The 22,426-nt window shown below is 69.7% G+C and carries 22 protein-coding genes; 11 read left to right on the top strand and 11 right to left on the bottom strand.

The genetic code is table 11. From position 1 onward, the window contains the following. Positions 1-56: 56 nt before the first annotated feature. Positions 57-2,315 carry an MMPL family transporter gene (locus AC1DS4_RS18195; protein ID WP_477633336.1) on the bottom strand — a complete coding sequence of 753 codons (2,259 nt, stop codon included), beginning with the start codon at positions 2,313-2,315 and terminating at the stop codon, positions 57-59. A 126-nt stretch (positions 2,316-2,441) separates the two neighbouring features. Between AC1DS4_RS18195 and AC1DS4_RS18190 the strand changes: the two genes are divergently transcribed. After that, positions 2,442-3,233, top strand: coding sequence for a TetR/AcrR family transcriptional regulator (locus AC1DS4_RS18190; RefSeq protein ID WP_477633335.1), 792 nt, complete (start codon positions 2,442-2,444; stop codon positions 3,231-3,233). Between the two features lie 21 nt (positions 3,234-3,254). On the opposite strand, the gene AC1DS4_RS18185 is transcribed toward AC1DS4_RS18190, so the two are convergent. Then, positions 3,255-3,683, bottom strand: a complete 429-nt coding sequence (locus AC1DS4_RS18185; protein ID WP_477633334.1) for a hypothetical protein — start codon at positions 3,681-3,683, stop codon at positions 3,255-3,257. Positions 3,684-3,763: 80 nt separating this feature from the next. After that, on the bottom strand, positions 3,764-4,123 hold the full coding sequence (locus AC1DS4_RS18180; protein WP_477613350.1) for a hypothetical protein: 360 nt from the start codon (positions 4,121-4,123) through the stop codon (positions 3,764-3,766). Positions 4,124-4,306: 183 nt separating this feature from the next. Between AC1DS4_RS18180 and AC1DS4_RS18175 the strand changes: the two genes are divergently transcribed. Next, the gene (locus AC1DS4_RS18175) at positions 4,307-4,528 is read left to right on the top strand and encodes a hypothetical protein (RefSeq protein ID WP_477613351.1); all 222 of its coding nucleotides are present in this window, start codon (positions 4,307-4,309) and stop codon (positions 4,526-4,528) included. A gap of 17 nt (positions 4,529-4,545) precedes the next feature. Here the strand turns inward: AC1DS4_RS18175 and AC1DS4_RS18170 are convergent, their stop codons facing one another. Next, the gene (locus AC1DS4_RS18170) at positions 4,546-5,421 is read right to left on the bottom strand and encodes a LysR substrate-binding domain-containing protein (RefSeq protein WP_477613352.1); all 876 of its coding nucleotides are present in this window, start codon (positions 5,419-5,421) and stop codon (positions 4,546-4,548) included. Between the two features lie 152 nt (positions 5,422-5,573). Between AC1DS4_RS18170 and AC1DS4_RS18165 the strand changes: the two genes are divergently transcribed. The 3 genes from AC1DS4_RS18165 (at position 5,574) to AC1DS4_RS18155 (ending at position 10,210) form a co-directional block, all read left to right on the top strand. Further along, complete coding sequence (locus tag AC1DS4_RS18165) at positions 5,574-6,917, top strand: MFS transporter (protein WP_477633333.1); 1,344 nt, start codon at positions 5,574-5,576, stop codon at positions 6,915-6,917. Between the two features lie 430 nt (positions 6,918-7,347). Further along, positions 7,348-8,736 (top strand): flavin-containing monooxygenase, encoded by a 1,389-nt coding sequence (locus tag AC1DS4_RS18160; protein ID WP_477646094.1) that lies wholly within the window; start codon positions 7,348-7,350, stop codon positions 8,734-8,736. Next, the gene (locus AC1DS4_RS18155) at positions 8,726-10,210 is read left to right on the top strand and encodes a helix-turn-helix transcriptional regulator (RefSeq protein WP_477646097.1); all 1,485 of its coding nucleotides are present in this window, start codon (positions 8,726-8,728) and stop codon (positions 10,208-10,210) included. The genes AC1DS4_RS18160 and AC1DS4_RS18155 overlap by 11 nt, the downstream gene beginning before the upstream one ends. Positions 10,211-10,507: 297 nt before the next feature. On the opposite strand, the gene AC1DS4_RS18150 is transcribed toward AC1DS4_RS18155, so the two are convergent. From AC1DS4_RS18150 to AC1DS4_RS18140, 3 genes are all read right to left on the bottom strand, one after another. Then, entirely contained in the window at positions 10,508-11,107 is a 600-nt protein-coding gene (locus AC1DS4_RS18150; RefSeq protein ID WP_477633331.1) for a hypothetical protein, read from the bottom strand. Between the two features lie 335 nt (positions 11,108-11,442). Continuing rightward, the gene (locus tag AC1DS4_RS18145; RefSeq protein WP_477633330.1) at positions 11,443-11,802 is read right to left on the bottom strand and encodes a hypothetical protein; all 360 of its coding nucleotides are present in this window, start codon (positions 11,800-11,802) and stop codon (positions 11,443-11,445) included. 351 nt (positions 11,803-12,153) lie between these two features. After that, a complete protein-coding gene (locus AC1DS4_RS18140) occupies positions 12,154-12,591 on the bottom strand; it encodes an SRPBCC family protein (protein WP_477633329.1) in 438 nt (145 codons plus the stop codon). Positions 12,592-12,963: 372 nt separating this feature from the next. Here AC1DS4_RS18140 and AC1DS4_RS18135 point away from each other — a divergent pair, with 372 nt between their 5' ends. Together AC1DS4_RS18135 and AC1DS4_RS18130 are read left to right on the top strand one after the other, a co-directional pair. Continuing rightward, on the top strand, positions 12,964-14,193 hold the full coding sequence (locus AC1DS4_RS18135) for a matrixin family metalloprotease (protein WP_477633328.1): 1,230 nt from the start codon (positions 12,964-12,966) through the stop codon (positions 14,191-14,193). Between the two features lie 84 nt (positions 14,194-14,277). Continuing rightward, positions 14,278-15,960, top strand: a complete 1,683-nt coding sequence (locus tag AC1DS4_RS18130) for an ABC1 kinase family protein (RefSeq protein WP_477633327.1) — start codon at positions 14,278-14,280, stop codon at positions 15,958-15,960. Positions 15,961-15,991: 31 nt separating this feature from the next. On the opposite strand, the gene AC1DS4_RS18125 is transcribed toward AC1DS4_RS18130, so the two are convergent. The 3 genes from AC1DS4_RS18125 to AC1DS4_RS18115 all read right to left on the bottom strand — a co-directional run bounded on the left by AC1DS4_RS18125 (position 15,992) and on the right by AC1DS4_RS18115 (position 18,031). Beyond that, positions 15,992-16,270, bottom strand: coding sequence for a hypothetical protein (locus AC1DS4_RS18125; protein WP_477613362.1), 279 nt, complete (start codon positions 16,268-16,270; stop codon positions 15,992-15,994). A gap of 76 nt (positions 16,271-16,346) precedes the next feature. After that, positions 16,347-17,357 (bottom strand): aldo/keto reductase family protein, encoded by a 1,011-nt coding sequence (locus AC1DS4_RS18120; protein ID WP_477633326.1) that lies wholly within the window; start codon positions 17,355-17,357, stop codon positions 16,347-16,349. Between the two features lie 155 nt (positions 17,358-17,512). Beyond that, complete coding sequence (locus AC1DS4_RS18115) at positions 17,513-18,031, bottom strand: hypothetical protein (protein ID WP_477633325.1); 519 nt, start codon at positions 18,029-18,031, stop codon at positions 17,513-17,515. Between the two features lie 305 nt (positions 18,032-18,336). Between AC1DS4_RS18115 and AC1DS4_RS18110 the strand changes: the two genes are divergently transcribed. Next, positions 18,337-19,335 (top strand): hypothetical protein, encoded by a 999-nt coding sequence (locus AC1DS4_RS18110; protein WP_477633324.1) that lies wholly within the window; start codon positions 18,337-18,339, stop codon positions 19,333-19,335. A gap of 106 nt (positions 19,336-19,441) precedes the next feature. Here AC1DS4_RS18110 and AC1DS4_RS18105 read toward each other — a convergent pair whose 3' ends face one another. Beyond that, complete coding sequence (locus AC1DS4_RS18105) at positions 19,442-19,864, bottom strand: Hsp20/alpha crystallin family protein (RefSeq protein ID WP_477623522.1); 423 nt, start codon at positions 19,862-19,864, stop codon at positions 19,442-19,444. Between the two features lie 132 nt (positions 19,865-19,996). Here AC1DS4_RS18105 and AC1DS4_RS18100 point away from each other — a divergent pair, with 132 nt between their 5' ends. The 3 genes from AC1DS4_RS18100 to AC1DS4_RS18090 all read left to right on the top strand — a co-directional run bounded on the left by AC1DS4_RS18100 (position 19,997) and on the right by AC1DS4_RS18090 (position 22,329). Beyond that, positions 19,997-20,356 carry a MerR family transcriptional regulator gene (locus tag AC1DS4_RS18100; RefSeq protein WP_477633323.1) on the top strand — a complete coding sequence of 120 codons (360 nt, stop codon included), beginning with the start codon at positions 19,997-19,999 and terminating at the stop codon, positions 20,354-20,356. A 75-nt stretch (positions 20,357-20,431) separates the two neighbouring features. Continuing rightward, positions 20,432-21,397, top strand: coding sequence for an NAD-dependent epimerase/dehydratase family protein (locus AC1DS4_RS18095; protein WP_477633322.1), 966 nt, complete (start codon positions 20,432-20,434; stop codon positions 21,395-21,397). Between the two features lie 14 nt (positions 21,398-21,411). Further along, a complete protein-coding gene (locus tag AC1DS4_RS18090) occupies positions 21,412-22,329 on the top strand; it encodes an RNA polymerase sigma-70 factor (protein WP_477633321.1) in 918 nt (305 codons plus the stop codon). Positions 22,330-22,426 lie beyond the last annotated feature (97 nt).

Genomic DNA, 22,426 nt, shown 5'->3' with positions numbered 1-22,426 from the left:
GTGGCCAGGGCTTCGGTGAGCACCGAAGCCCTGGCGCGGTATGCCGCCCGCCCGGGTCAGGGCGCGACTGCCAGCTCCGGGGCGGGCACCAGGACCGACTCGCGAGAAGCCGGCTCCTCACGGTGTCCGTGCCGCTCCCACCACCGCGCGAGGGGACCGGGTGCGTACCAGTTCGCCCTGCCCAGCAGTCGCATCGTGGCGGGCACGAGCAGGGCCCGTACGACGGTGGCGTCGAGCAGGACGGCCACGAGCATGCCCACCCCGATCATCTTGAGGAAGACGATCCCACTCGTCGCGAAGCCACCGATGACGACGGCCAGCAGCAGGGCGGCGCTGGTGATGATGCGCCCGGACCGCTGCACGCCGGCCGCGACCGCCCGGGTGTTGTCCCCGGTGCGGTCCCACTCCTCACGCACGCGGCTGAGCAGGAACACCTCGTAGTCCATCGAGAGGCCGAACAGGATCGCGAGCATCAGGATCGGCTGGGTCACGTCGAGGTAGCCGGGAGAGGTGAAGCCCAGCAGCCCCGACAGGTGACCTTCCTGGAAGATCCAGGTGACCACGCCGAAGGATGCGACGATGGACACGGCGTTCATCACGATGGCCTTGAGGGGCAGCACGACCGAACCGAAGGCGACGAACAGCAGGACGAGCATCACGGCCGCCACCATCAGCGCCATCCACGGCAGGTGGTTGCCGATCGAGTCGATCAGGTCCACGGCGTCGGCGGTCGGGCCGCCGACCAGCGCGGTGGTGCCAGCGGGCAGGTCGACGGCCCGGATGCCCTTGAGCACGTCCTGGCTGCCCGAGGTCTGGGAGTTCCCCTGCCAGGTCGCCTGCACCAGCGTGAGCGGCTGGCCGTCCACGGACCGGGTCGCCACGGCTTGCGCCTGGGTGACCCCGTCAACCGCCTTCAGGCTCGTGAGGTAGGCCGAGGTGGCTACCTCATCCGCCCCGCGCACCATGATCGACGCGGTGGACGTCTCGCCACCGAACAGCTCCGCCTGCAGGTCCGCGGCCTGGCGGCTGGGCGAGCTGACCGGCAGGACGCGCTCGTCGACGCTGCCCCACTGCGCCCCCAGGAACGGACTGCCCAGCGCGAGCAGGCCGACGACGATGGCCACGAGGTAGGCGACGGGACGCCGCATCACGCTGTGCGCGACCCTGGCCCAGGTGCCGTGCACCACCTCGTGGTCCGCGCCGTGCAGCTCGTCGGGGGTGCGCGCGTCGGCGAGGTGGGCGCGCGAGCCGCGGCGCCACGGCATACGGCCGAACTCGATGCGTGACCCGAGCACCCCCAGCAGGGCGGGCAGCACCGTCAGCGCCGCCAGCATGGCGACCAGCACTGCAGCCATGCCGCCGTAGCCCATGGAGCGCAGGAAGTTCTGCGGGAACAGCAGCAGCGAGGCGAGCGAGGCGGCGACGATGAGGCCGGAGAAGAGGACGGTGCGACCGGCGGTGGCCATCGTGCGTTCCACGGCCGCGCGGACGCTCTCGCGGGAGGTGTCGGGTTGGTGCGCCAGCTCCTCGCGGAAGCGGCTCACGACGAAGAGTGCGTAGTCGATCGCCAGACCCATGCCGAGCAGGGTGATGACGTTGATCGAGAAGATCGAGACGTCGGTGACTCCCGTGATGAGGCGCACCACCGCGAACGCACCCATCACGGCGATCCCGCCGACCAGGGTGGGCATCAGGGCCGAGACGAGGCTGCCGAAGATCAGCAGGCTGAGCAGGAAGACGATCGGCAGCGAGATCGACTCGGCGCGCGCGATGTCCTTGGAGACCTGCTCGTTGACGTCGCCGAAGACCGCCCAGCGGCCACCCACACTCGTGCTGAGTCCGGGGGCGTCGAGGTCACCCTTGACGGCGTCCCAGTTGTCGCTCTTGGCGTCCTGGCTGGTGCCGGCGAGGGTGACGATGACGCGCGTGGCGTGTCCGTCGCTGCTGACCAGGCCCGGCGACCTGGTGTCGTAGTAGGTCACCGTCCCGGCGACATCGGTTCTGGGCAGTGCGGTCAGGGTGTCGGTGACCGCGCGCTGGAACGCCGGGTCCTCCACCTGCAGGGTCGGGCTGGAGTAGACGACCACGAGGTCGGTCTCCCGGCCGGGGAAGGTCGCCTGCTCGAGGACGAGCTCCTTGGCCGAGTCGGTGGCGGGGTCGTCGAACCCGCCGTTGGAGAGGTTGCCGAACACCCCTATCCCGTATGCCGCGGCGGCCAGGACCACGGCGATACCCCCGAGGAGGACCAACCAGGACCTTCGTGCGACGAGCTGACCCCACCTGTGCATCCGAACCACTCCCTCGCGACCCTGCATCACTGATGTTTACAGCAGTAACAGTGATGGGTGTAAACTAAGTTGTCAAGGCTTCATGGTTAACTCTGCTAGACAAACCAGGGCACAGGGCATCCAGACCGTTCGCCGACGAGGAAGCAGGGCGAGATGACCGCGGTTCCGACGCGGCGAGAGCGTCAGCGGCAGGCGACGTTCGACGAGATCGTCGACGTGGCGCGACAGCTGCTTCGCGACGGCGAGGACGTCTCGGTGCGCGCCGTCGCCCAGGAGATGGGGCTGACTCCCCCGGCGCTCTACCGCTACGTCGACAGCCACGCCGAGCTGATGGTGCGCGTCGCCCGGTCGATCTTCGAGGACGTGGTGGCGGCCATGACGACCGCGAGGGACCAGCAGGAGCCGGACGACCCGGCTGCGCAGATCGTCGCGTCCGCCGCGGCGTTCCGGAAGTGGGCGCTGACCAACCGCAACGAGTTCCATCTCGTCTTCGCCTCGGCGACCTCGGCCGCGATCGAGGAGGCCGCGGCGGCACAGCCCGTGGTGATCACCTCCCTGGACGGATGCCTGCCCGAGGAGTCGGGCGTGAAGATGTTCGGGGCCTTCTTCAGCGAGATCTTCGGGCGGCTGTGGGTCAAGTACCAGTTCCCCATCCCGGCCGACTCCGACCTCGACGCTGACCTGCTCGAGGTGCTGCGCAGCGAGATCAAGCCGGCCGAGGTGATCGACCCGCTGGGTGGACCGACCCCCGGCATGATCTGGATGTTCGAGCGGTCCTGGTCACGGCTCTACGGCACCGTGACCCTCGAGGTGTTCGGGCACGTGCACCCCGCGTTCATCTCCACGGGAGCGCTGTTCGGCGCGGCCATGCTCGACATCGGACGCGACCTCTGCATCGACGGCGAGTGGCCCCGGCTCCAGAAGGTCGCCCGCGCCCAGTACTGAGGTGCGCCTGATCGCGTCAGGTCAGGACGCCTGGCTCAGTGGCGGTGGCAGGGCTTCGACGCCGTCCGGCGACGCAAGGTAGAAGCCCAGCAGCCGGACCTCGTGGCGCGCGCAGGCCTCGATCGTCTCCTGGTGCCAGGCCCGGTCGTTGTCGGTCGGCGTCACGCCACGACGGCGTCCGCGAGCGACCAGGATCGCCCCACCCGTCTCACCGACCATCGGAAGCAGCAGGTCGAGGAGGCTGCGCATGTCGGCGGTCGGCGCCTCGGGCGGCACATCGGACAGGACGACCGGCTGCACTCCCCGGTCCGCCTCGTCGCACACCAGCAGGGCCAGGGCGCCGTCTCGGCGTTCCTCGATGCCCAGGATCAGGTCGACCACGTCAGCCTGGATCGTGGTGTCAGTCAACGGAATCGTGCGCAGCTCGCGTGGAAGGTCTTCGTAGCTCATGCCCCGAATGCTGCCCGAACCCGCGACCTCCCCCCGAAGTTATCCCCAGCCCGACCGCGGACGCCCGGATGGAGCTCGCGTCAGTGGCGAACCACTCGGCGCAGCAGCCGCAGGTCGTCGCGCAGCCGCGGGGGGATCGGCAGGTGGAGGGAGGTCAGCGCCTCCTCGTAGTCCGCCATCGCCGTCACGAGGCGCCCGCGCGCGATCGCGAGCACGTTGGGGTCCGACGGAGGACGTCGTTGCGCCGCGACCTCCGCCTGTGCCAAGGCCATCGCCGCGTGCAGCTCGGCGAGGAGCATGCGACCGGAGGACGACAGCCGCCCTTCGCGGAGCACTGGAAATGCGGTCTTCGTCCCTGCCTGGATCATCACCGTGGTCATCCCCGTCGCAGACGGACTGGGCGCCACCCGGTCGGGCCACGCCACCATCGTCCCCTTCACAGTACGCCCCTTGGCTTCGCCGACTGACCGGCGGAAGGGGCGCGGGCGCCCGTCAGCCTGCCCGTGGCCTACCGAAGGTCGGGGAGGTGGCGCCTCTTTCGGTCAGCTTCCCCTCGGACGAACGGAGGGGGTCGGCCTTGTTGCGTGACTTGCCGTGGGGGCCGGCTCCTAGCGTGCGGTCTCGTGAAGAACTCGCCTGTTGCCTCTGGTCGAAGCGCCACCGATGCGTATGCCGCGTGGTGCCGTTGCGGGGCAGCTGCTGCTGGCGAGGTCCACCCGTTGTGCACCGGTGCGGCGGCGGTCCACCACAGCGCACGGGTCGAGGTGCGGGCCGACCTGCTGCTCAGCCGGCTTCGGGCGATCCACCTCATGGGGACGATGGACAGCGAGCTCCGGCCGCTGTAGCGCGAGCTCACGCTCGGTCAGCCTCCGGTGACCGGGCCTCGTGGCGCGCCACTGGCCAGGATGGCCGACGTGAGCGCTGTGGCCGCCTCGGCGGGTGCCTGGCGGTTGGTCAGCAGCATGAGGTCGAGGTGCGGCAGCTTGGGCAGCCCGCTGGAGGCCGGGAGCTCGACCAGGTCAGGCGGCATGAGCGTGCGCGCCATGACGGAGATGCCCAGGCCCGCTCGGACGGCGGCGAGCACCCCGTTGACGCCGCGGACCGTGCAGGTGATCCGGCTGCGGCGGCCGACGCGTTCGAGCGCCTGCACGCTGATGGCCCGGCTGAGGCTGGGCGCCTGGTAGACGACGAGCGGGACCGGCTGGTCGGGATCCACCCGGGTGCCGTCGACTCCGGCCCACACGAGCTGGTCGCGGCGGACGAGCTGTCCGCGCGCCAGGGTCGAGGTGCCCGCGTTGCGCTTGACGAAGGCGACGTCGAGGTGACCCGACTCGATGCGCCTGAGCAGCCCCTCGTTCTGCAGGACGGTCAGCTCGAGGTCGATCCGCGGATAGAGCTGACGAAAGTCCCGCAGGATGCGCGGCAGGGGTGTCAGGGCGAGGTCGTCGGTCACCCCGAAGCGGAGCCGACCGGCAAGGTGGGAGCCGGTGAAGTAGCCGACGGCTCGTTCCTGTGCGGCCAGGATCTCGCGGGCGAAGCCGGCCATCGCCTCGCCGTCCGAGGTGAGCGCGACGCTGCGGGTGTCCCTGACGAACAGCGGCCGTCCGACCGCCTCCTCGAGCCTGCGCACGTGCTGGCTGACAGTGGGCTGACGGATCCCGAGGGCCTCCGCGGCCCGGGTGAAGCTCAGCGCCTGGGTCACGGCGAGGAAGGTGCGGAGCAGTTCCGGCTCGTACACGACCATTCCTTCGGGACACGTGGCGATCATTGCGAATCGCAATGACACTTATATTACTCATTCTGTCTCAGAATGCAGCGAGGGGAACGTCGTCGCGCGCACACTGGAGGTGAACGCAACCAACCCCCACGCGAAACCGTCCAGGACGACTCATGAGCTCCACCGCTGCCAACACAGTCCACCTCTCCGATCCCGCACTCCCCCAACATGTTTCACGCACCTTTCCCTCGCTCGCGAATCGCAACTTCAGGCTCTTGCTGTCCGGCCTGCTGATCTCCGGCACCGGCGGGTGGATCCAGCGAATCGCCCAGGACTGGCTGGTCCTGACGCTCACCGACAGCCCGACTGCAGTCGGGATCACGACCGCCTGCCAGTTCCTGCCGACCCTGGCGTTGGGCCTGCACGGCGGTCTGCTCGCGGACCGTTTCCCCAAGCGCGCCATCCTGCTGGCCACCCAGGTGTCGATGTCGCTGACCGCAGCCGTGCTGGCGCTGCTCACGCTGAGCGGGCACGTCCGGGTCTGGCACGTCTTCCTCCTCGCGGTCGTGCTCGGAGTCGTCACAGCGGTCGACAACCCCGTGCGCCAGTCCTTCGTTTCGGAGGTCGTCGAGGGACCGCAGCTGCGCAACGCGATCAGCCTGGTGTCCTGCACCTTCCAGATCGGCGCGATGGCAGGCCCCGTCATCGGTGGCCTCCTGATGAGCAGTGTCGGTGCGGGCTTTGCGTTCGCGGTCAACGCCCTCACGTTCGCGGCGCCGGTCACCGCCCTCCTGCTCATGCGCGGAGCAGGTCAGAGCCGTGTCGGGCTCGCCCGCCCCGCTGGAGAGCCGGTCAAGGCCCCCGTCTCCCCCGGGATCCGTGAGGGTCTGGAGTACGCCCTCCGTACGCCGACGGTCCTGTGGCCCGTCGTCATGGTCGGGGCGTTCGGCTTCTTCACCATCAGCCTGCCCGTCACGCTGGCCGCGTTCGCCAAGGACGAGTTCCACTCGGGCGCGAGCGGTCTCGGCCTGCTCAACGGGGTCGTCGCGGTCGGGGCCCTGGCCGGCGCCCTCACCACCGCACGGCGCAGCAAGCCGCTGCGCCTGCGGACAGTGGGGCTGGCCGCCTGGGCCCTGGCGATGGCCATGCTCCTCTCCGCGGCAGCGCCCGACCAGCTGTCCTTCACCCTCCTGCTCGTCCTCGTCGGCGCTGCGAACCTGGGCTTCCTCACGTCGGCCCAGTCGCTGGTCCAGCTCGCCACCGCCGACCACCTGCGCGGCCGGGTCGTCGGCCTCTACATGCTGGTGTTCATCGGCAGCGGGGCACTCGGCGGCCCCGTCGTCGGGTTGCTGGCCGAACACCTCGGTCCCCGCACCGGGCTGCTGATCTCCGGTGCGGTCCCGGCCGTGGTGACGATCCTCGTGTGCCGCCACCTGGCGCGCACCGCGTCGCTGCGGATCGGCCTCACCGCCTTCTCCGTCCGCGTCGTGCGACCCTCGGTGATGCCCCGCGGCTGAGGTGAGGCGCGCCCGCCTGGCGCGCACCCGGCATACCCGTCAGTGGGTGAATCGGGTCAGGGACCGCGTGGGGTGAATGGGCGTACCGCCCGACGAGGGACCTGGCCCGCGCTCCCTAGCGTCGAGGACATGAACAGCTCCCTTCCCCTGGTAGCGGGCACCATCGCCACGGTCGTCTTCGCGGCCAGCGCGCTGCCCATGCTGGGGAAGGCCGCCCGCAGCAAGGACCTCAGGTCCTACAGCCGCAGCAACCTCGTCCTGGCCAACGTCGGCAACCTCGTCTACTCGCTGTACGTCTTCCATCTGCCGCCGGGCCCGATCTGGATGCTGCACACCTTCTACATCGTCACCTCGGCCCTCATGCTCTTCTGGAGCCTGCGCTACCGAACGTCGGTGACGACCGTGTCAGTGACACCCCGGGGAGCGAGCAATGCGCACCGAACACATCGAGACCGTGATCATCGGGGCCGGGCAGGCCGGCCTCGCCACCGCCCACCACCTCCAACGGATGGGGCGCCCGTGCGTCGTCCTCGACTCGTCCGTCCGGGTGGGCGACGGCTGGCGCCAGCAGTGGGACAGCCTGCGGCTGTTCAGCCCGGCGTGGGCCGATGGCCTCCCGGGGATGGCCTTCCCCGCACCGCGGTGGGCCTTCCCGACCAAGGACGAGTTCGCCGACTACCTCGAGGCGTATGCCGCGCGCTTCCGGCTGCCGGTGCGGCTCGGCACGCGCGTGGAGCGGGTGTCTCCGCTGCCCATCCCACCGGGCGGCTCCCCCGACGCGCAGGTCGGGTCGTCGGGCTACGTGGTCACGACCGCGGGAGGGCAGATCCACGCCGACCACGTCGTGGTGGCCACCGGTACCTTCGGGCGGACGCCCCACGTGCCGAGCTTTGCCGACCAGCTCGATCCGTCTATCCGGCAGCTGCACTCCAGCCAGTACCGCCGCGCGTCCCAGCTCCCCGAGGGTCAGGTGCTGGTCGTCGGCGCCGCTCACTCGGGGTGCGACATCGCCTTTGAGGTGGCGGCGACCCACGAGACAGTGCTGGCGGGACCGGACACGGGCCAGATCCCGGTGCCGTTCGGCTCGCCCCTGTTCAGGGTGGTCTTCCCGACGATGCTCTTCGTCTTCCGCAACGTGCTGACCCGGTCGAACCCGTTGGGCCGCAAGGCCAAGGAGCACTTCCGCCACGGAGGACCCCGCCTGCGGATCCAGCAGCGGGACCTTGCCGGGCGTGGGGTGGACTGGGTGACCGGTCGGGTGGTCGGCGCCAGGGAGGGCCTGCCCCTGCTCGACGACGGGCGCGTGGTCGACGCCCGAACCGTGGTGTGGTGCACGGGGTTCAGGCAGGCGTTCGACTGGGTCGACCTGCCGGTCTTCGGCGAGGACGGGTGGCCGCGGGAGCTCCGCGGGGTGCCGGACGAGGTCACGGGGCTGTACTTCTGCGGCCTCCAGTTCCAGTACGCCGCCTCCTCAATGTTGATCTACGGCGCGGGGCGGGACGCCAAGCACGTCGCCACCCGGATTGCCGACCGCGCGGGCACACTGAGCGCGCGGGACCGACGCGCCGCCCGCCCTGCGCGCAGTCCGTGGCCTCCTGACCTGGGGCACCGTTCGCGCCGGAGGCTCAGGCAGGACGGCGCGCGTATTCTCCGAGGAGGAGGGTGCGATGGGCATCGACACAGGTGTCGTCGAGGGCCGCGAGGCCTATGCGCGCCGGGCCTGGGGCACGGCGTACGAACGGCTGCGCGCCTTCGACACCAGCCACCTCTCCCCCGCAGACCTGGGCCTCCTGGCCGTGGCCGCCTACATGGTGGGTGACCGCGACACCACCACCGCGGCCCTGGAGGGCTCGTTCCACCAGCACCTCGACGCCGGGGACTCTCTGGCCGCAGCCCGCGATGCGCACTGGCTCGGGTACGTGTTCAGCGCCAACGGCAACCCGTCGGTGGGCGGTGGCTGGGTGGCCCGGGGAGCCCGCCTGCTGTCCGACCAGCCCGACGACTGCGTGGAGCGGGGCTTCCTGCGCATCCACGACATGATTCCACTGGTCTACGCGGGTCGATTCGCCGAGGCGCTCGAGGTCGCGACCCAGCTTCTGGAGATCGGGCAGCGTTGGGGTGACTCGGATCTCGTGACGTTCGGCCTGGCCAGTCGTGGTCGGTTGCTGCTCTATGCGGGACGCGTTCCCGAAGGGCTGACGCTGCTCGACGAGGCAATGCTGGGCCTCACCGGCGGGGAGGTATCGCCGATCCTCACCGGCGAGATCCTGTGCCTGATGATCGAGGCCTGCCAGGAGGTTGCCGACTACGGGAGGATCACCGAGTGGACGGGGGTGCTGTCGCGCTGGTGTGACGCGCAGCCGGACCTGGTGCCCTTCACCGGGCAGTGCGCGGTGCACCGAGCGCAGGTCCTGCGGGCAAGCGGGGACTTCCCGCTGGCGCTGACCGAGCTGGCCCGCGCACGTGAGCGGTACGCCGCGAACGGGTCGCCGCCGGCGACCGGGCTGGCGCTGTACGAACAGGGAGAGATCCAGCGGGTCCAAGGTGAGTACGCCGCTGCCGAGGCTGCCTTCGCCCTGGCGCGCACCCATGGGCACGAGGCCCAGCCGGGCCTGTCCCTGCTGTGGCTGGACCGTGGTCGCACCGCAGCTGCCGCGGCCTCGGTTCGACGCCTGCTGAACGAGGCATACGACCCCGTCACCCGCGCCCAGCTGTTGCCGTCGGCGGTCGAGGTGCTGCTCGCCGACGGCGACAAGGAGGCGGCCCGTGCGGCAGCCGAGGAACTGCAGCAGACCGCTGACAACTTTGCGTGCGATGGCCTCTCCGCCCGTGCCGCATACGCCGTGGGGCTCGTCGCGCTCGATGCGGGCGACGCCGCCGGGGCGCTGGCTCCGCTTCGCCGCGCCTGGAAGGTGTGGATCGACCGTGGGGGTCGGTTCGAGGCAGCACGGGCCAGGGTGCGGATCGGTCTGGCCTACCGGGCGCTGGGGGACGAGGACTCGGCACAGTCGGAGCTGACCGTGGCGCAGCGGACGTTTGCCGAGCTCGGGGCCAGGCCGTCCCAGCACGAGGTCGAGCGGCTGCTGGCCCGCGACCTGCCGGATGGGCTCACTGCTCGGGAGGTGGAGGTCCTGCGCCTGGTCGCGCGGGGGCAGAGCAACCCGCAGATCGCATCGTCGCTGTTCCTCAGCCAGAAGACGGTGCAGCGCCACCTCAGCAACATCTTCACCAAGATCGGGGTCACGTCGCGCACAGCCGCAGGGGTGTATGCGTCGGAGCACGACCTCGCCTGAGGCCAACGGACCTGAGTCGGTGACGATCTGCCGGCAACACGTCCGGGAGTGGCGGACTTGTTGCGTCCTGGTGGTCACCGGGCCCCCGAATCGGGGATCGGTGACGATCTGCCGGCAACCAGTCGGGAGGGCCGGGACTTGTTGCGTCCTGGTGGTCACCGGACCCCTGAAATCGGTTGTCGGTGACGATCTGCCGGCAACCAGTCGGGAGCGCCGGGACTTGTTGCGCCCTGGTGGTCACCGCACCCCTGAAATCGGGGGTCGGTGTCGATCTGCCGGCAACCAGTCGAGAGCCAGTCAGTTGGTGACAAGCCGGGCTTTGGCGGTCTTCACGGTCAAGGTCTCGGGGGTGCCCTGGATCGTCACGTCGCCGGGGATGACGATCCACTCACCGCCGTTGACCCGGTACTGACCTGCGTAGGTGACGTCGGCTCGCACCCGGTAGTTGCCGCCCTTGGCGTACTCATGGCGGATGTCGCCATCGGGGTAGGGGCCGCCGAGGGAGTTGGTGCGCTCGCTCGTGCCGTCCCCGTAGTCGTAGCGAACGGACTTGAACCGTGGACGGATGTCGACTCGGAAGCCAGCCATCCGCGCCGGGTCGACGGCGTCCACCTCGTCCGGCTGGTAGCCCTTCGATGGCCAACGCAGCTCGAAGTAGGTCGGCAGCGTCACGAGGGTGACGTTGCCTTCGGGCTGGATGTTGACCGTTGCCAACGCAAAGTTCGTGTCATGGAACGCCGCCGTGATCTGGGCCATCGTGAGGCGAGGCCGCTCACCCGGAACCATCTCGGGCAGGCAGGTCACACCCAGTCTCTGCCATTGAGGAGTGGCGATGGGCTTGTCCTGGCCGTCGACCGGCGTGCCGTCCTTGTCGATCCGGGCTTCCCAGACGGCCAAAGGGGGTCCCTGCCCCTGGGCAGGGGTGTTCGCCTCGCAACGGGCGTCAGCGCCGCAGGCGTTGTCGGTGTCGTTGTCAGGCCGAGCGCCGCCACAAAGCCCCGTCGATGCGTACGTGAAAAACGGCCCCTTCAGCCCCGGCACGGATATTCGGGCGGCCTTCTGCTGCAGTTTGGCCATTTCAGAACGGTTCAACCCAAGGACTGAGGTTCCGGCTGAGGTATATCCACCATCGATTCCGCCGCCCTCACATGCGGGGCAGTCCGTGGCGTTGGCAGAGGGCACGCCGAGACAGAGAAGGAAACCCGCCAACGCCGCCACCTTGCAACACCGCCTCATGCGCGATCGGCCCCGAAGAAGCGCCAAACTCCGTCTCCCCAGACAAGGGCGATGGAGATCGGCTGGCGGACTTGCTTGTCCCTCGTCAACCTCGTGCCCGACTTGTCGACGATCCAAGCCCCGGTCTGGACCGAAGTCGCGCTGAAATACTGCTGATTCTTCGGCGCCCCCGACATGGGTGCAAGGTCGACAACGTGGATTGGGTCGGTGTCGTAGTGATCGACGCCGACCACGAGTTGTTCGACGAGCCTTTCGTTTCGCTGGCAGAAGACACACGAATCCACCGCGAGACCGGGCAGTACGCCGACCTCGGGCTCGCGGAGAACCTTGTTGAGAGTCGTGTAGTAGTACTCCACGAACGCTTGGCCGCCCTCGACGGTTTGCGCTCGAGCAGCAGCCGGGTAGCCGTCGGCTGGACTGCTCGTCGTTGTCGGACTCGTGGGCGGCGAGCTTGTCGGCGAAACGCTCGACGTCGTCGAACTACTGGGCGTAGGGTCGTCTCCCGCACCCGCGCACCCAACTAAGCCCAGCACCACAAGGCCGCACACGGCATACGGACGCACAGAACTCACGCTCGATCTCCCCTCAGTAGCCCCCCGCTACTCGATCGCACGCGAGTCTATGCAAACAGGCGCCAACGGGCGCAGAGGCATCCACAGCGCGGACACCCGGCGAGCCAAGCCCGCGCAGCGCCGGCTCCAGAGGGCTCAGCCCTGGCTGGTCACCCCTCCAGCCAGCCGGCCGAGTGCGTCGTCCCAGTGCTGCAGGTCGGCACGTGGGTCACCGGCGATGCCGCGACCTTCGTGGAAGACCTCGACCCTCGTCGCGTCCCCCTCCGGTCGCAGCTGCACGTCGAGCATGCTCAACGGCCCGTCCTCATGGGGGTGCCAGGTGACCCGCACCTGCTCGACGGGATGGAAGCTGCGCACCACACCGTAGGACCCGTCGGCCGCGTGCCACGGCTCGCCCTTGTTGCCGATCCGGGCGCCCTCGCCGAAGAGGGCTTCGGTGCCTGCGGCACTGATCAGGTGCTGCCAGACCTGCTCGACAGGTGCGGGGACCACAACCCCCGCGCGCACGCCTGCCTCCAGGTCGCCGGCGTCTGCGTCTGCGTCGTCCGGGACCGTTTCGACCACACTGCTCATGGAGAACCTCCGTCCGAGGGCCACTCCCCGGGTGGGCGTGACCCACGAGGTCCAGTCGACCAAGCCTTGGGCCCGCTGGCAACAGGAGCGGGCAAAATTCACTGGCGGCAAGGGTGGGGACCAGCCTCGTGAGGCACGCGGGAGGCGTGTGGTGACGGGCGTGGTGAGGCGTGCCGTGAGGTATGCCGGGTGGCGACCCGCTGCCACACCTCTCGTCGGGAGTCCCCGCGCCTAGTCCGTTCGGCTCGTGTGACGGCGGTCGAGGACCTGGCGCCGCGGGGGTTGAGGACGATGGAAGCCGAGTTGTGGTGGGGCGGATGTGCTGGGGGATGCGCTGGGCGAAGGTGCCCGGCGAATGTGGGAAGGAACGGCGTGGAGCTCGACGAGGTGGAGCTGTGGCGGCTCGAGGTGTCGGCGCACTGCGGGTGCGGTGAGCCGCTGTCGCGCGGCATGCAGGCCGGCTTCGACCCGACGGCCAGGGAGCTGCTCTGCCTGCGGTGCCTGGAAGACCTGCGGGCAGGACGACCGCGGACCCGTAGTGCATCCGCCGTGCCGAGCACGGACCACAGCGCTAGCGAGACTTCCACCAGCGAGACTTCCACCAGCGCCGGCGGGCCCACCAGCGCGGAGACTCCCACCAGCGTCGAGACTCCGCCCGGTGCCGAGGCGGCGCCACACTCCGTTGGGGACAACGAGACGGACTACGGCGTGGTCGGGTACAGCGTGACGCGACCACCGCGACGCGGTGGTTCCAGCACCGCCACCAAGGTGTTGGTCGCGCTGCTTCTGGCTGCCCTGGCCGTCGTCGGGATCCCGCGCCTGCTGCCGGGGAGCGCGGGAGCGGACGCCTTCGGCAAGGGCAGGGGCTCGTCGCTCGGTGACATCGCGATGGGGTCCCCGATCACACCGGTCGCGCCGCCTGACTCAGACGGCGCGGCCCCACCCGTACCCTCCGACGCGGGCAAGTCCCGTCTGCGTCCGTCGCCCAGACAACGCTCCACGTCCACCGCCTACACGTTCCTCGCGACCACGACGTCGGGACGACCTGTCGGGTTCGACCCGTGCAGACCGATCCACCTCGTGGTGAACGGCGCCGAGTCCCCCCGGGGCGGCGACCAGCTGATCAGGGAGGCCGCCGCGCAGGTGAGCGCCGCGACCGGCCTGGTCATCACGGTCGACGGTCGCACCAGTGAGACGCCGACCATCCGTCGGCGCAGTGTCGATGTGCGGCTCTACGGGAACCGGTGGGCTCCGGTCCTCGTCGCCTGGACCCACGACAGCGCCAACTCCGAGCTGGCCGGCCGGGTCGTCGGAGTCGGGGGTCCGGTCATGGCGCCCTACCGCGACCGGGCCGACCTGCACTACGTGACCGGTGCCGTGCTGCTAGACGCCCCTGCGTTCGAACAGATCCTCGACGAGCCCGGCGGCCGGGTCGGCGCACGCAGCATCGTCATGCACGAGCTCGGTCATCTCGTCGGCCTGGGGCACGTGACGGACCGTCGCCAGCTGATGTACTCGTCGATGGAAGGCCAGACCGGATTCGGAGCCGGCGACCTCGAGGGGCTGCGCCTGGTCGGCTCAGGCCCCTGCTTCTCCGGCTGAGGGTTCAGGCTTCTCCAGCTGAGGCTCTGACCTGTGGGAATGGCGTGTGCGAGTGCAGGGGACCCGGCCTGCCAAGATGGCGCCATGAGATCTCCGTTCGACCCTTCCAACGCAGTCCGATACGCCGCACTCGCGCGGATGCTCGTCCGTCATGGCCGATCGGACCTGGTCAGCGGTGCGGGGTTCGACGAGTTCCTCGTCGAGGACGAGCGGCCGGCCGGCGACACGTCCGCCGCCGAGTCCCTGGCCGACGACCTCGAGGCCATGGGTCCGACGTACGTCAAGCTGGGCCAGCTGTTGTCGACGCGCGTCGACCTGCTGCCGCCGGCCTACACCGAGGCGCTGACCCGCTTGCAGGACAAGGTCGAGCCGTTCCCCTACGAGCAGGTCCAGCAGATCATCGAGGACGAGCTGGGTGTCTCGATCCGGCATGCGTTCGCCTCGTTCGACCAGGCTCCCCTGGCCGCTGCCTCCCTCGGACAGGTGCACCGCGCGGTCCTGCCCAGCGGCAGGGAGGTCGTGGTCAAGGTGCAACGCCCAGGAGTGCGGGAGGTGGTGCGCGACGACATGGAGGCGCTCGGCAAGATCGCCGCCTTCGCCGACGACCACACCGACCTGGGACGTCGCTACGGCTTCGGTCAGCTGCTCACGCACTTCCGCCGCTCGCTCGCGGGTGAGCTGGACTACCAGCGAGAAGCGGCCAACCTGGTGCGCCTGGGCGAGCTCACTGCGGACTACCCCCGGCTGGTGGTCCCTCAACCCGTGGCCGACTACACCAGCGGTCGGGTCCTGACGATGGACCTCGTGCCCGGCCGCAAGGTCACCGACATCGGCCCACTGGGCATGCTGGACATCGACGGTGAGCCGCTCGTGCGCGAGCTCTTCGCGGCATACCTGCGGATGATCCTCGTGGACGGCTTCCTCCACGCGGACCCGCACCCGGGCAATGTGCTGCTCACGCCGGACGGTCGGCTCGGCCTCATCGACCTCGGCATGGTCGCGACGGTCCCGCCGCGTGTCCAGGACAAGATCGTCAAGATGCTGCTGGCGATTGGCGACGCCGACGGCGAAGACGTGGCAACGGTGCTCGCCTCGATGGGGGAACCGCTCGATGGCTATGACGCGGGGCAGTTCCGCGACGAGGTGGCGGCGCTGGTGTCGCGTGCGGTGTCACTGGGCGACCAGGTGCAGGCGGGTGCCGTCCTGATGGAGCTGAGCCGGCTGTCGGGCGTCCACGGTCTGCGCCCACCACCGGAGATGACCATGGTGGCCAAGGCCCTGCTCAACCTCGACCAGGTGACCAAGCACCTCGACCCGAACTTCGCACCCGCCGCGGCCATCCGCGAGAACGTCGCCGACATCATGGGCAGTGGCCTGAACGTCTCGGCGTCTGGGCTGATGGCTGCCGCCATCGATGCCAAGGAGTTCACGGCGAACTTTCCCAGCCGCGCCAACGCCATCATGGAGAACCTCGCCGAGGGCAAGTTCTCGTTGCGGGTGGACGCCCTCGACGAGGCCCGCTTCCTGCACGTCCTCCAGCGGCTCGCGAACCGGCTGACCATGGGCATCGTGATGGCGGCCCTCGTGGTCGGCGCGGCGCTCATGATGCAGGTGCCCACCGAGAACCGCATCCTGGGCTACCCCGCCATCGCCATGGTGTTCTTCCTGCTGGCCGCCCTGGGTGGCGCCGCGCTCGTCGTGTCGATCGTGCGGACGGACAGCCGAATCGCCAGGCAGGCGGCCACCGACCGCGACCCCAGGCCCTGACGGGCGGCGCCCAGGCCCTGAGGGGCGCCGCTCAGAACCACTGGTGCGGACGAGGGCGCGACTCGCGCCGCCCCGCCAGCAGCCCCCGGCCGAACCGGACGACGGTCCAGCACCACCAACGGTCGATGTCACGGGTCGCGAGGTCCGCCCGCCACTCCCAGTAGTCGCACAGGTGCACGAGCTCGGCCTCGTTGAGCGAGAGGCACACGTCCACGAACGTGCCCTGGTGCCCGACGGTGGGGTCGACGAAGGGAGCCCCGTCGTACACCACCCAGGTGGTCCCCGCGTCGATCCGGTCACCATCACCCATGAGGTGATGGTGACCCCGATCGAGCGGTTGCGCCTCCGTCGATCGAGGGAGGCCGAATGGTGTAGCGACGGTGATCTCAGGCGATGCGCTTCTGCGGCGCGGTCTCCTTCGTCTTGCCCGGGTCGCGCTCCACGATGTCACCGAGGACGTCGTCGATCTGCTTCATGACGGCCGGCTCGAGCTTCACACCGGCAGCCTTGACGTTCTCGTGCACCTGCTCCGGACGCGATGCCCCGACCAGCGCGGCCGCGACATTGGGGTTCTGCAGCACCCAGGCCACCGCGAGCTGCGCCATCGACAGGCCGGCTTCGTCCGCGATCGGCTTGAGCCCCTGGACGCGGGTGAGGACGTCGTCGTTCATGAACCGCTTGATCATGTCGGCACCGCCCTTCTCGTCGGCGGCGCGCGAGCCCGCCGGCGGCTGCTGCCCCGGCTGGTACTTCCCGGTGAGCACGCCCTGGGCGATGGGGCTCCAGACGATCTGGCTGACGCCGAGCTCCTCGCACGTCGGCACGACGTCGCCCTCGATGACCCGCCACAGCATCGAGTACTGCGGCTGGCTCGAGATGAGCTGGAAGCCGAGTTCCTTGGAGAGCGCGACGCCCTCGCGGATCTGGTCAGCGGTCCACTCGCTGACGCCGATGTAGAGCGCCTTGCCCTGGCGGACGACGTCGGCGAACGCCTGCATCGTCTCCTCGAGCGGGGTCTCGGTGTCGTAGCGGTGCGCCTGGTAGAGGTCGACGTAGTCGGTCTGGAGGCGCTGCAGCGAGCCGTTGATCGACTCCATGATGTGCTTGCGCGACAGGCCGGTGTCGTTCTTCCCACCCGGGCCGGTCGGCCAGTAGACCTTCGTGAAGATCTCCAGGCTCTCGCGTCGCTCACCCTTCAGCGCCTCGCCGAGGACGGTCTCCGCCTTGGTGTTGGCGTAGACGTCCGCGGTGTCGAACGTGCTGATGCCCGCGTCGAGGGCGGCAGCCACGCACTGCGCTGCGACGTCGTTCTCGACCTGGGAGCCGTGGGTGAGCCAGTTTCCGTAGGTGATCTCGGAGATCTTGAGTCCGCTGTTGCCGAGGTATCGGTAGTCCATGCTTCAACCGTATGCCGCGGCGCGGCATCGTGCGCAATCGACCATCCCCTGCCCACGCCCCGCCCAGCCCTCAGGCCCGCCCACAGCCAGGTATGCCGGGTGGTCACCACCCGGCATACCCTCCTCGGCAGCCCACGTGCCTGTTTCTGGATGTCTCAGTGCTGGGCGATGACGGTCCGCCAGCCGTAGTTGTAGGCGAACCCGGTCGGGAAGTTGTCGTCCGTCGCGCTGGAGTCGAACACGCAGAACTGCACCCACGCGGCGCCCTTGGCGAGCTCACCCGAGACGTAGCCGGTGCCGAACGGGTGGTCGACGAGCTTGACCGTGAACCGGTTGACGTGCCACTTCCCATCGCACTGGATCGTCTGACCGGCGGGGTTGTTGGCGTACTGGTAGTTCGTGTCGTACCAGGCGTCCGAGGTCATCCCTGAACCCTCAGCGGTCGGGTCGGGCCCGCCCTGCTTGATCGAGGCCCACAGGTGCGTTCCGGTCTCCCCACCAAAGCAGCGGAACTTGGCCTGGATGTAGGCGTTGCTCCCGTTGGCCACCACGTGGTCCCCCACCCAGGCGATCTCCGGCGGGGCAAGCTCCTCGGCGAAGGCGGAGCCGGCAGGCAGCGCCGTGACGGCGGCCAGGGCAAGCGCTGCACCAGCAGCGACGCGGGCAAGTCTCATCGGGTTCTCCTCATCCTCGTGGGAATCTCTCGCGCGGGCCGGGTGTCGACCCCGGCGCCCCTCGACGCTAGGTGGACGCATCCACGGCCGGATCCCGCCGAAGGGTGACGGAGCCCGTACGCCGGATGCGGTAGCAGCCCAGCGAGAGAGGTCGGGACCTAGGGCCCGGGTGTGGTGCGGTCGCGCACCGTACTTTCGGTATGCCGTCCACCCCGGCGGCCGGGCGACGCGCGCCCCTTCCACGCCTCACCGCGCACGCCACCCCCGCGGCCCGGCCCACCTCGACTCCCCTGGAGAATTGCCACATGGTCCCCGTCCTGGCCCTGCCCGCGCTGGTCCTTCCCACCCATGAACGCTGGTTCGTGGACTCGGCGCCCGCCGACTGGGGCTTCTTCCTGCGGCCTCTGCCGCTGGCGCTGACGGCCGCGGTGGTCGTGGTGACCGTGGTGTGGCGCAGGGTGGCGCTGCGTCTCGACCGCCCCGAGCTGCCCGTGTTGCGTGGTGTCGGACGGCTGGTGCCCTGGGTGCCGCGGCTGCTCGGGATTCACCTCGGCGTGGCCCTACTCGCTCTTGCTGCCTCGGGCGCGTTCGTCACGCCCGCCGTGGACGACCTGGACGCGACCGGCGGAGGCATCCTCCTGCTGCTCGAGTCCGCCCTCGGCATGTGGCTGATCACCGGGTTCCAGCAGCGTCCGGCAGCCGCGCTGACCCTGGCGCTCGGGCCGATCATGGCGGCATTCACCGGGCCGATGGCGCTCCTGGAGTGCGCCAACATCGCGGCCGTTGCGGCCTTCCTCGTCATCGCCCCGGCGGGGGTGAACCGTCACGGCGCCACGACCCTGTCCGACGCCCAGCTGCGGTGGGCGCTGCTCGCGCTGCGGGCCGGCGTGGGTGTCGCGCTGATCGCGCTGGCGTTCACCGAAAAGTTCACCAACCCGACGATGGCGCGCGAGACCCTGGAGCACTATCCGGCGCTCAACGTGTTCAGCCTCGTCGGGCTGCACGTGCCCACTGACGTGTTCATCGTCATCGCCGGGAGCATCGAGCTGCTGTTCGGTCTGCTGGTGCTGTCCGGGGCGCTGCCACAGGTCGCGGTGCTGGTCGCGATGGTGCCGTTCAACGCCACCCTGATCCTGTTCGGCCAGACCGAGCTGGTGGGCCACCTGCCGGTCTACGGCGTCTTCCTGGCCGTGCTCGCGTACGGCTCCAACCCGACGACGGCCGCCGCAGTGCGGTGGCTGCCCCGTCGGTCCGACGTGGTGCTGCCGGCGGGCCGCCCGGTCGCCTCGGTCGCCCAGCGCTGAGCGCAGGGTTGAGGGGCCCAGCGCTGAGGGGCCCACGGCTGAGGGGCCCAGTGGGGTCCCCGCCTACCCGGGGGGGGGGGGGGACAACCCGTCGCGGGTCGGACCCTCAGGCGGAGATCGCGTGCTGGCGCCGCTCGCCCGAGCTGATCTCGATCTTGCGGGGCTTGGCCTGCTCGGCGACCGGGATCGTCAACCGGAGCACGCCGTCCCTGTAGGCCGCCTCGACGCGGTCGACATCGAGGCTGTCGCCGAGGAAGAGCTGTCGGCTGAACACGCCGCGCGGCCTCTCGGTGGCGATCGTCTCGGCTTCGTCGGAGAGCCGACCGCGCTCGGCCTTGACGGTGAGCACGTTGCGCTCCACGTCGAGGTCGATCGAGCCCGGTTCGACGCCGGGAAGGTCGAACTCCACGACGAACACGTCGCCCTGCCGCCACGCATCCATCGGCATCACCGTGGGACGAGCCATCGTCCCGAAGACTTGCTGTGCCAGCTGGTCCAGCTCGCGGAACTGGTCAGTCCGCATGAGCATCTCAACCACCTCCAGTGTTGTGAGGATCCTGTTCTGCCGAACCCGACTTTGATCCACTAGAATCTCAGTCATGTTCTGTAGATTTTGTAAATCTCTAACACGGGATTTGTCAAGCCCTCGATCGAGGGTCGTATGACCGCTGCGACGGGCCCTTCCGACCGCCCGGTCTACACGATCTCCGTGGCAGCCGATCTCGCCGGCGTGCCCATCCCGACGCTGCGCCTGTACGAGGAGAGAGGCCTGGTCCGCCCGGAACGCACCGCCGGCGGCACGCGCCGGTACAGCGACGCCGACCTCGCCCGGATCGCCCGCGTCAGCGAGCTGGCCGAGGCCGGGATCCCCCTCACGGCTGTGGCCCTGGTGCTGGAGCTCCAGGACGACAACGCCGACCTCGCCACGCGCAACCGCAGGCTGCGGGCGCGCAACTCCGACCTCCTGCGGGACAACGAGCGCCTGCGCGGCGATGGGGAGACTCTTGCCCAGGACACCTGACCAGCTGTCACAGCTCGGAAGGCTGTCCTGTCTTGATGGGTACAGCGATCGTTTTCATGGGACAAGGGAGTGATGATGAAGGTCTTCGTCGCAGGAGCCACCGGAGCCATCGGCCGCCAGCTCGTGCCACGGCTGGTCGGGGCGGGTCACGAGGTGTACGGCATGACGCACCACGCCTCCCACCAACAGCTGGTGCGCGACCTGGGCGCCGCCCCGGTGCTCGCCGACGCGCTCGATGCCGACCAGGTCGCCGAGGCCGTGGCCCGGGTGCAGCCGGACGTGATCGTCCACCAGCTGACCTCCATCGGCCCGATGGACCTGCGGCACTTCGACCGCGCGTTCGCGATGACCAACCGGCTGCGGACCGAGGGCACGGACCACCTGCTGTCGGCTGGCCAGGCAGTCGGCGTGAAGCGGTTCGTCGCGCAGAGCTTCTTCGCGGCATACGAACGCACGGGAAGTCTGGTCAAGACCGAGGAGGACTCCTTCGGACCGGGCCCGGCCAAGGAGATGCGCGAGACGGTCGCGGCGATCCGCCACGTCGAGGACGCCGTCCTCGCGGCCACCTGGACCGAGGGAGTCGTGCTGCGCTACGGCGGCTTCTACGGGCCGGGCACCTCGCTCGGACCGGACGGCGAGCAGACCGAGGCCGTCCGCCGGCGCAAGTTCCCGGTGGTGGGCGACGGCGCGGGCGTGTGGTCGTTCATCCACATCGAGGACGCTGCCGAGGCGACGGTCGCAGCGATCGACCACGGCCGTCGGGGGGTCTACAACGTGGTCGACGACGAACCCGCGCCGGTGGGCGAGTGGTTGCCGGTCCTGGCGCGTACGTTGGGTGCCAAGGAGCCGATGCGCGTGCCTCGTTTCGTGGGGCGGTTGCTCACCGGTGAGATCGGAGCGGTGATGATGACCGAGCTGAGGGGTGCGTCGAACGCGAAGGCGAGGCGCGAGCTCGGCTGGAGTCCGTCGCACCCGAGCTGGCGCGACGGCTTCGGTGACCTGCGCACGGCACCGGGCACCAGGAGCCAGGTGACGACGTGAGCGCTGGAGGTCCCGTGAGCGATCGGGAGGGACTGCTCGACGAGCTGCGTCCCACTGCGTTCGCCATTGCCTACCGCATGCTCGGCAGCGTGTCCGAAGCCGAGGACGTGGTCCAGGAGGCGCTGTTGCGGGTGCACCAGTCCCTCGACGCGGGTGAGGAGATCGCCTCACCTCGCGCCTTCGTCGCCACCATCACCACCCGGCTGGCGATCAACGAGCTGCGTTCCGCCCGGGCCCGTCGCGAGCGCTATGTCGGTGAGTGGCTCCCCGAGCCGATCGTCACCGACGCCGCCGACGACCCGGGCGCGCACGCCGAGACGGCCGACTCGCTGTCGCTGGCGATGCTGGTGCTGCTCGAGAGCCTGTCCCCCGAACAGCGGGCAGTGCTGCTGCTGCACGACGTGTTCGGCTACGGCTACCCCGAGATCACGGACATCGTGGGCAAGACCGAGGACAACGTGCGCCAGCTCGCCACGCGCGCCCGACAGCACGTCAAGGCACGCCGACCGCGGTTCGAGACCACCCGTGAACGGCAGCGCGAGCTCGCGACGAAGTTCTTCGCCGCCGCCGAACACGGTGACCTCGCCGGGCTCGAGGCGTTGCTCGCCCACGACGTCGAGCTCACCGGCGACGGCGGCGGCAAGGTGCCGGCACTGGCCCGGTCGCTGCGCGGTCGTAGCCGGGTCGCGCACACCCTGACCAACTGGCTGCGGGCGCTGGCGCGGTTCCCGCAGGTGTCGATGCGGCCCGTCGAGATCAACGGCGATCCCGGAGCCATCTACGTCGACGACCAGGAGCGGATCCTCGGTGTCTGGGCCCTCGAGATCGTCGACGGCGAGATCATCGGGATCCGCTCGATCGTCAACCCCGACAAGCTCGGCCACCTCGGCCCGGTCGGCGACGCGGTCGCCATCCTCCGCTCCGCCCGCTGACGTCCCGACCAAACGAGTCGTATGCCGCGTGGCCGCCACGCGGCATACCTCTCCTTCGACCGCCCGCGCACGTTCGGGCTGGACGAGCGCATCCCAG

The organism is Pedococcus sp. P3_C7, from assembly GCF_056402615.1.
Note: the sequence above shows the minus strand (reverse complement) of the source record. Positions and strands in the feature narration are given on the sequence as shown.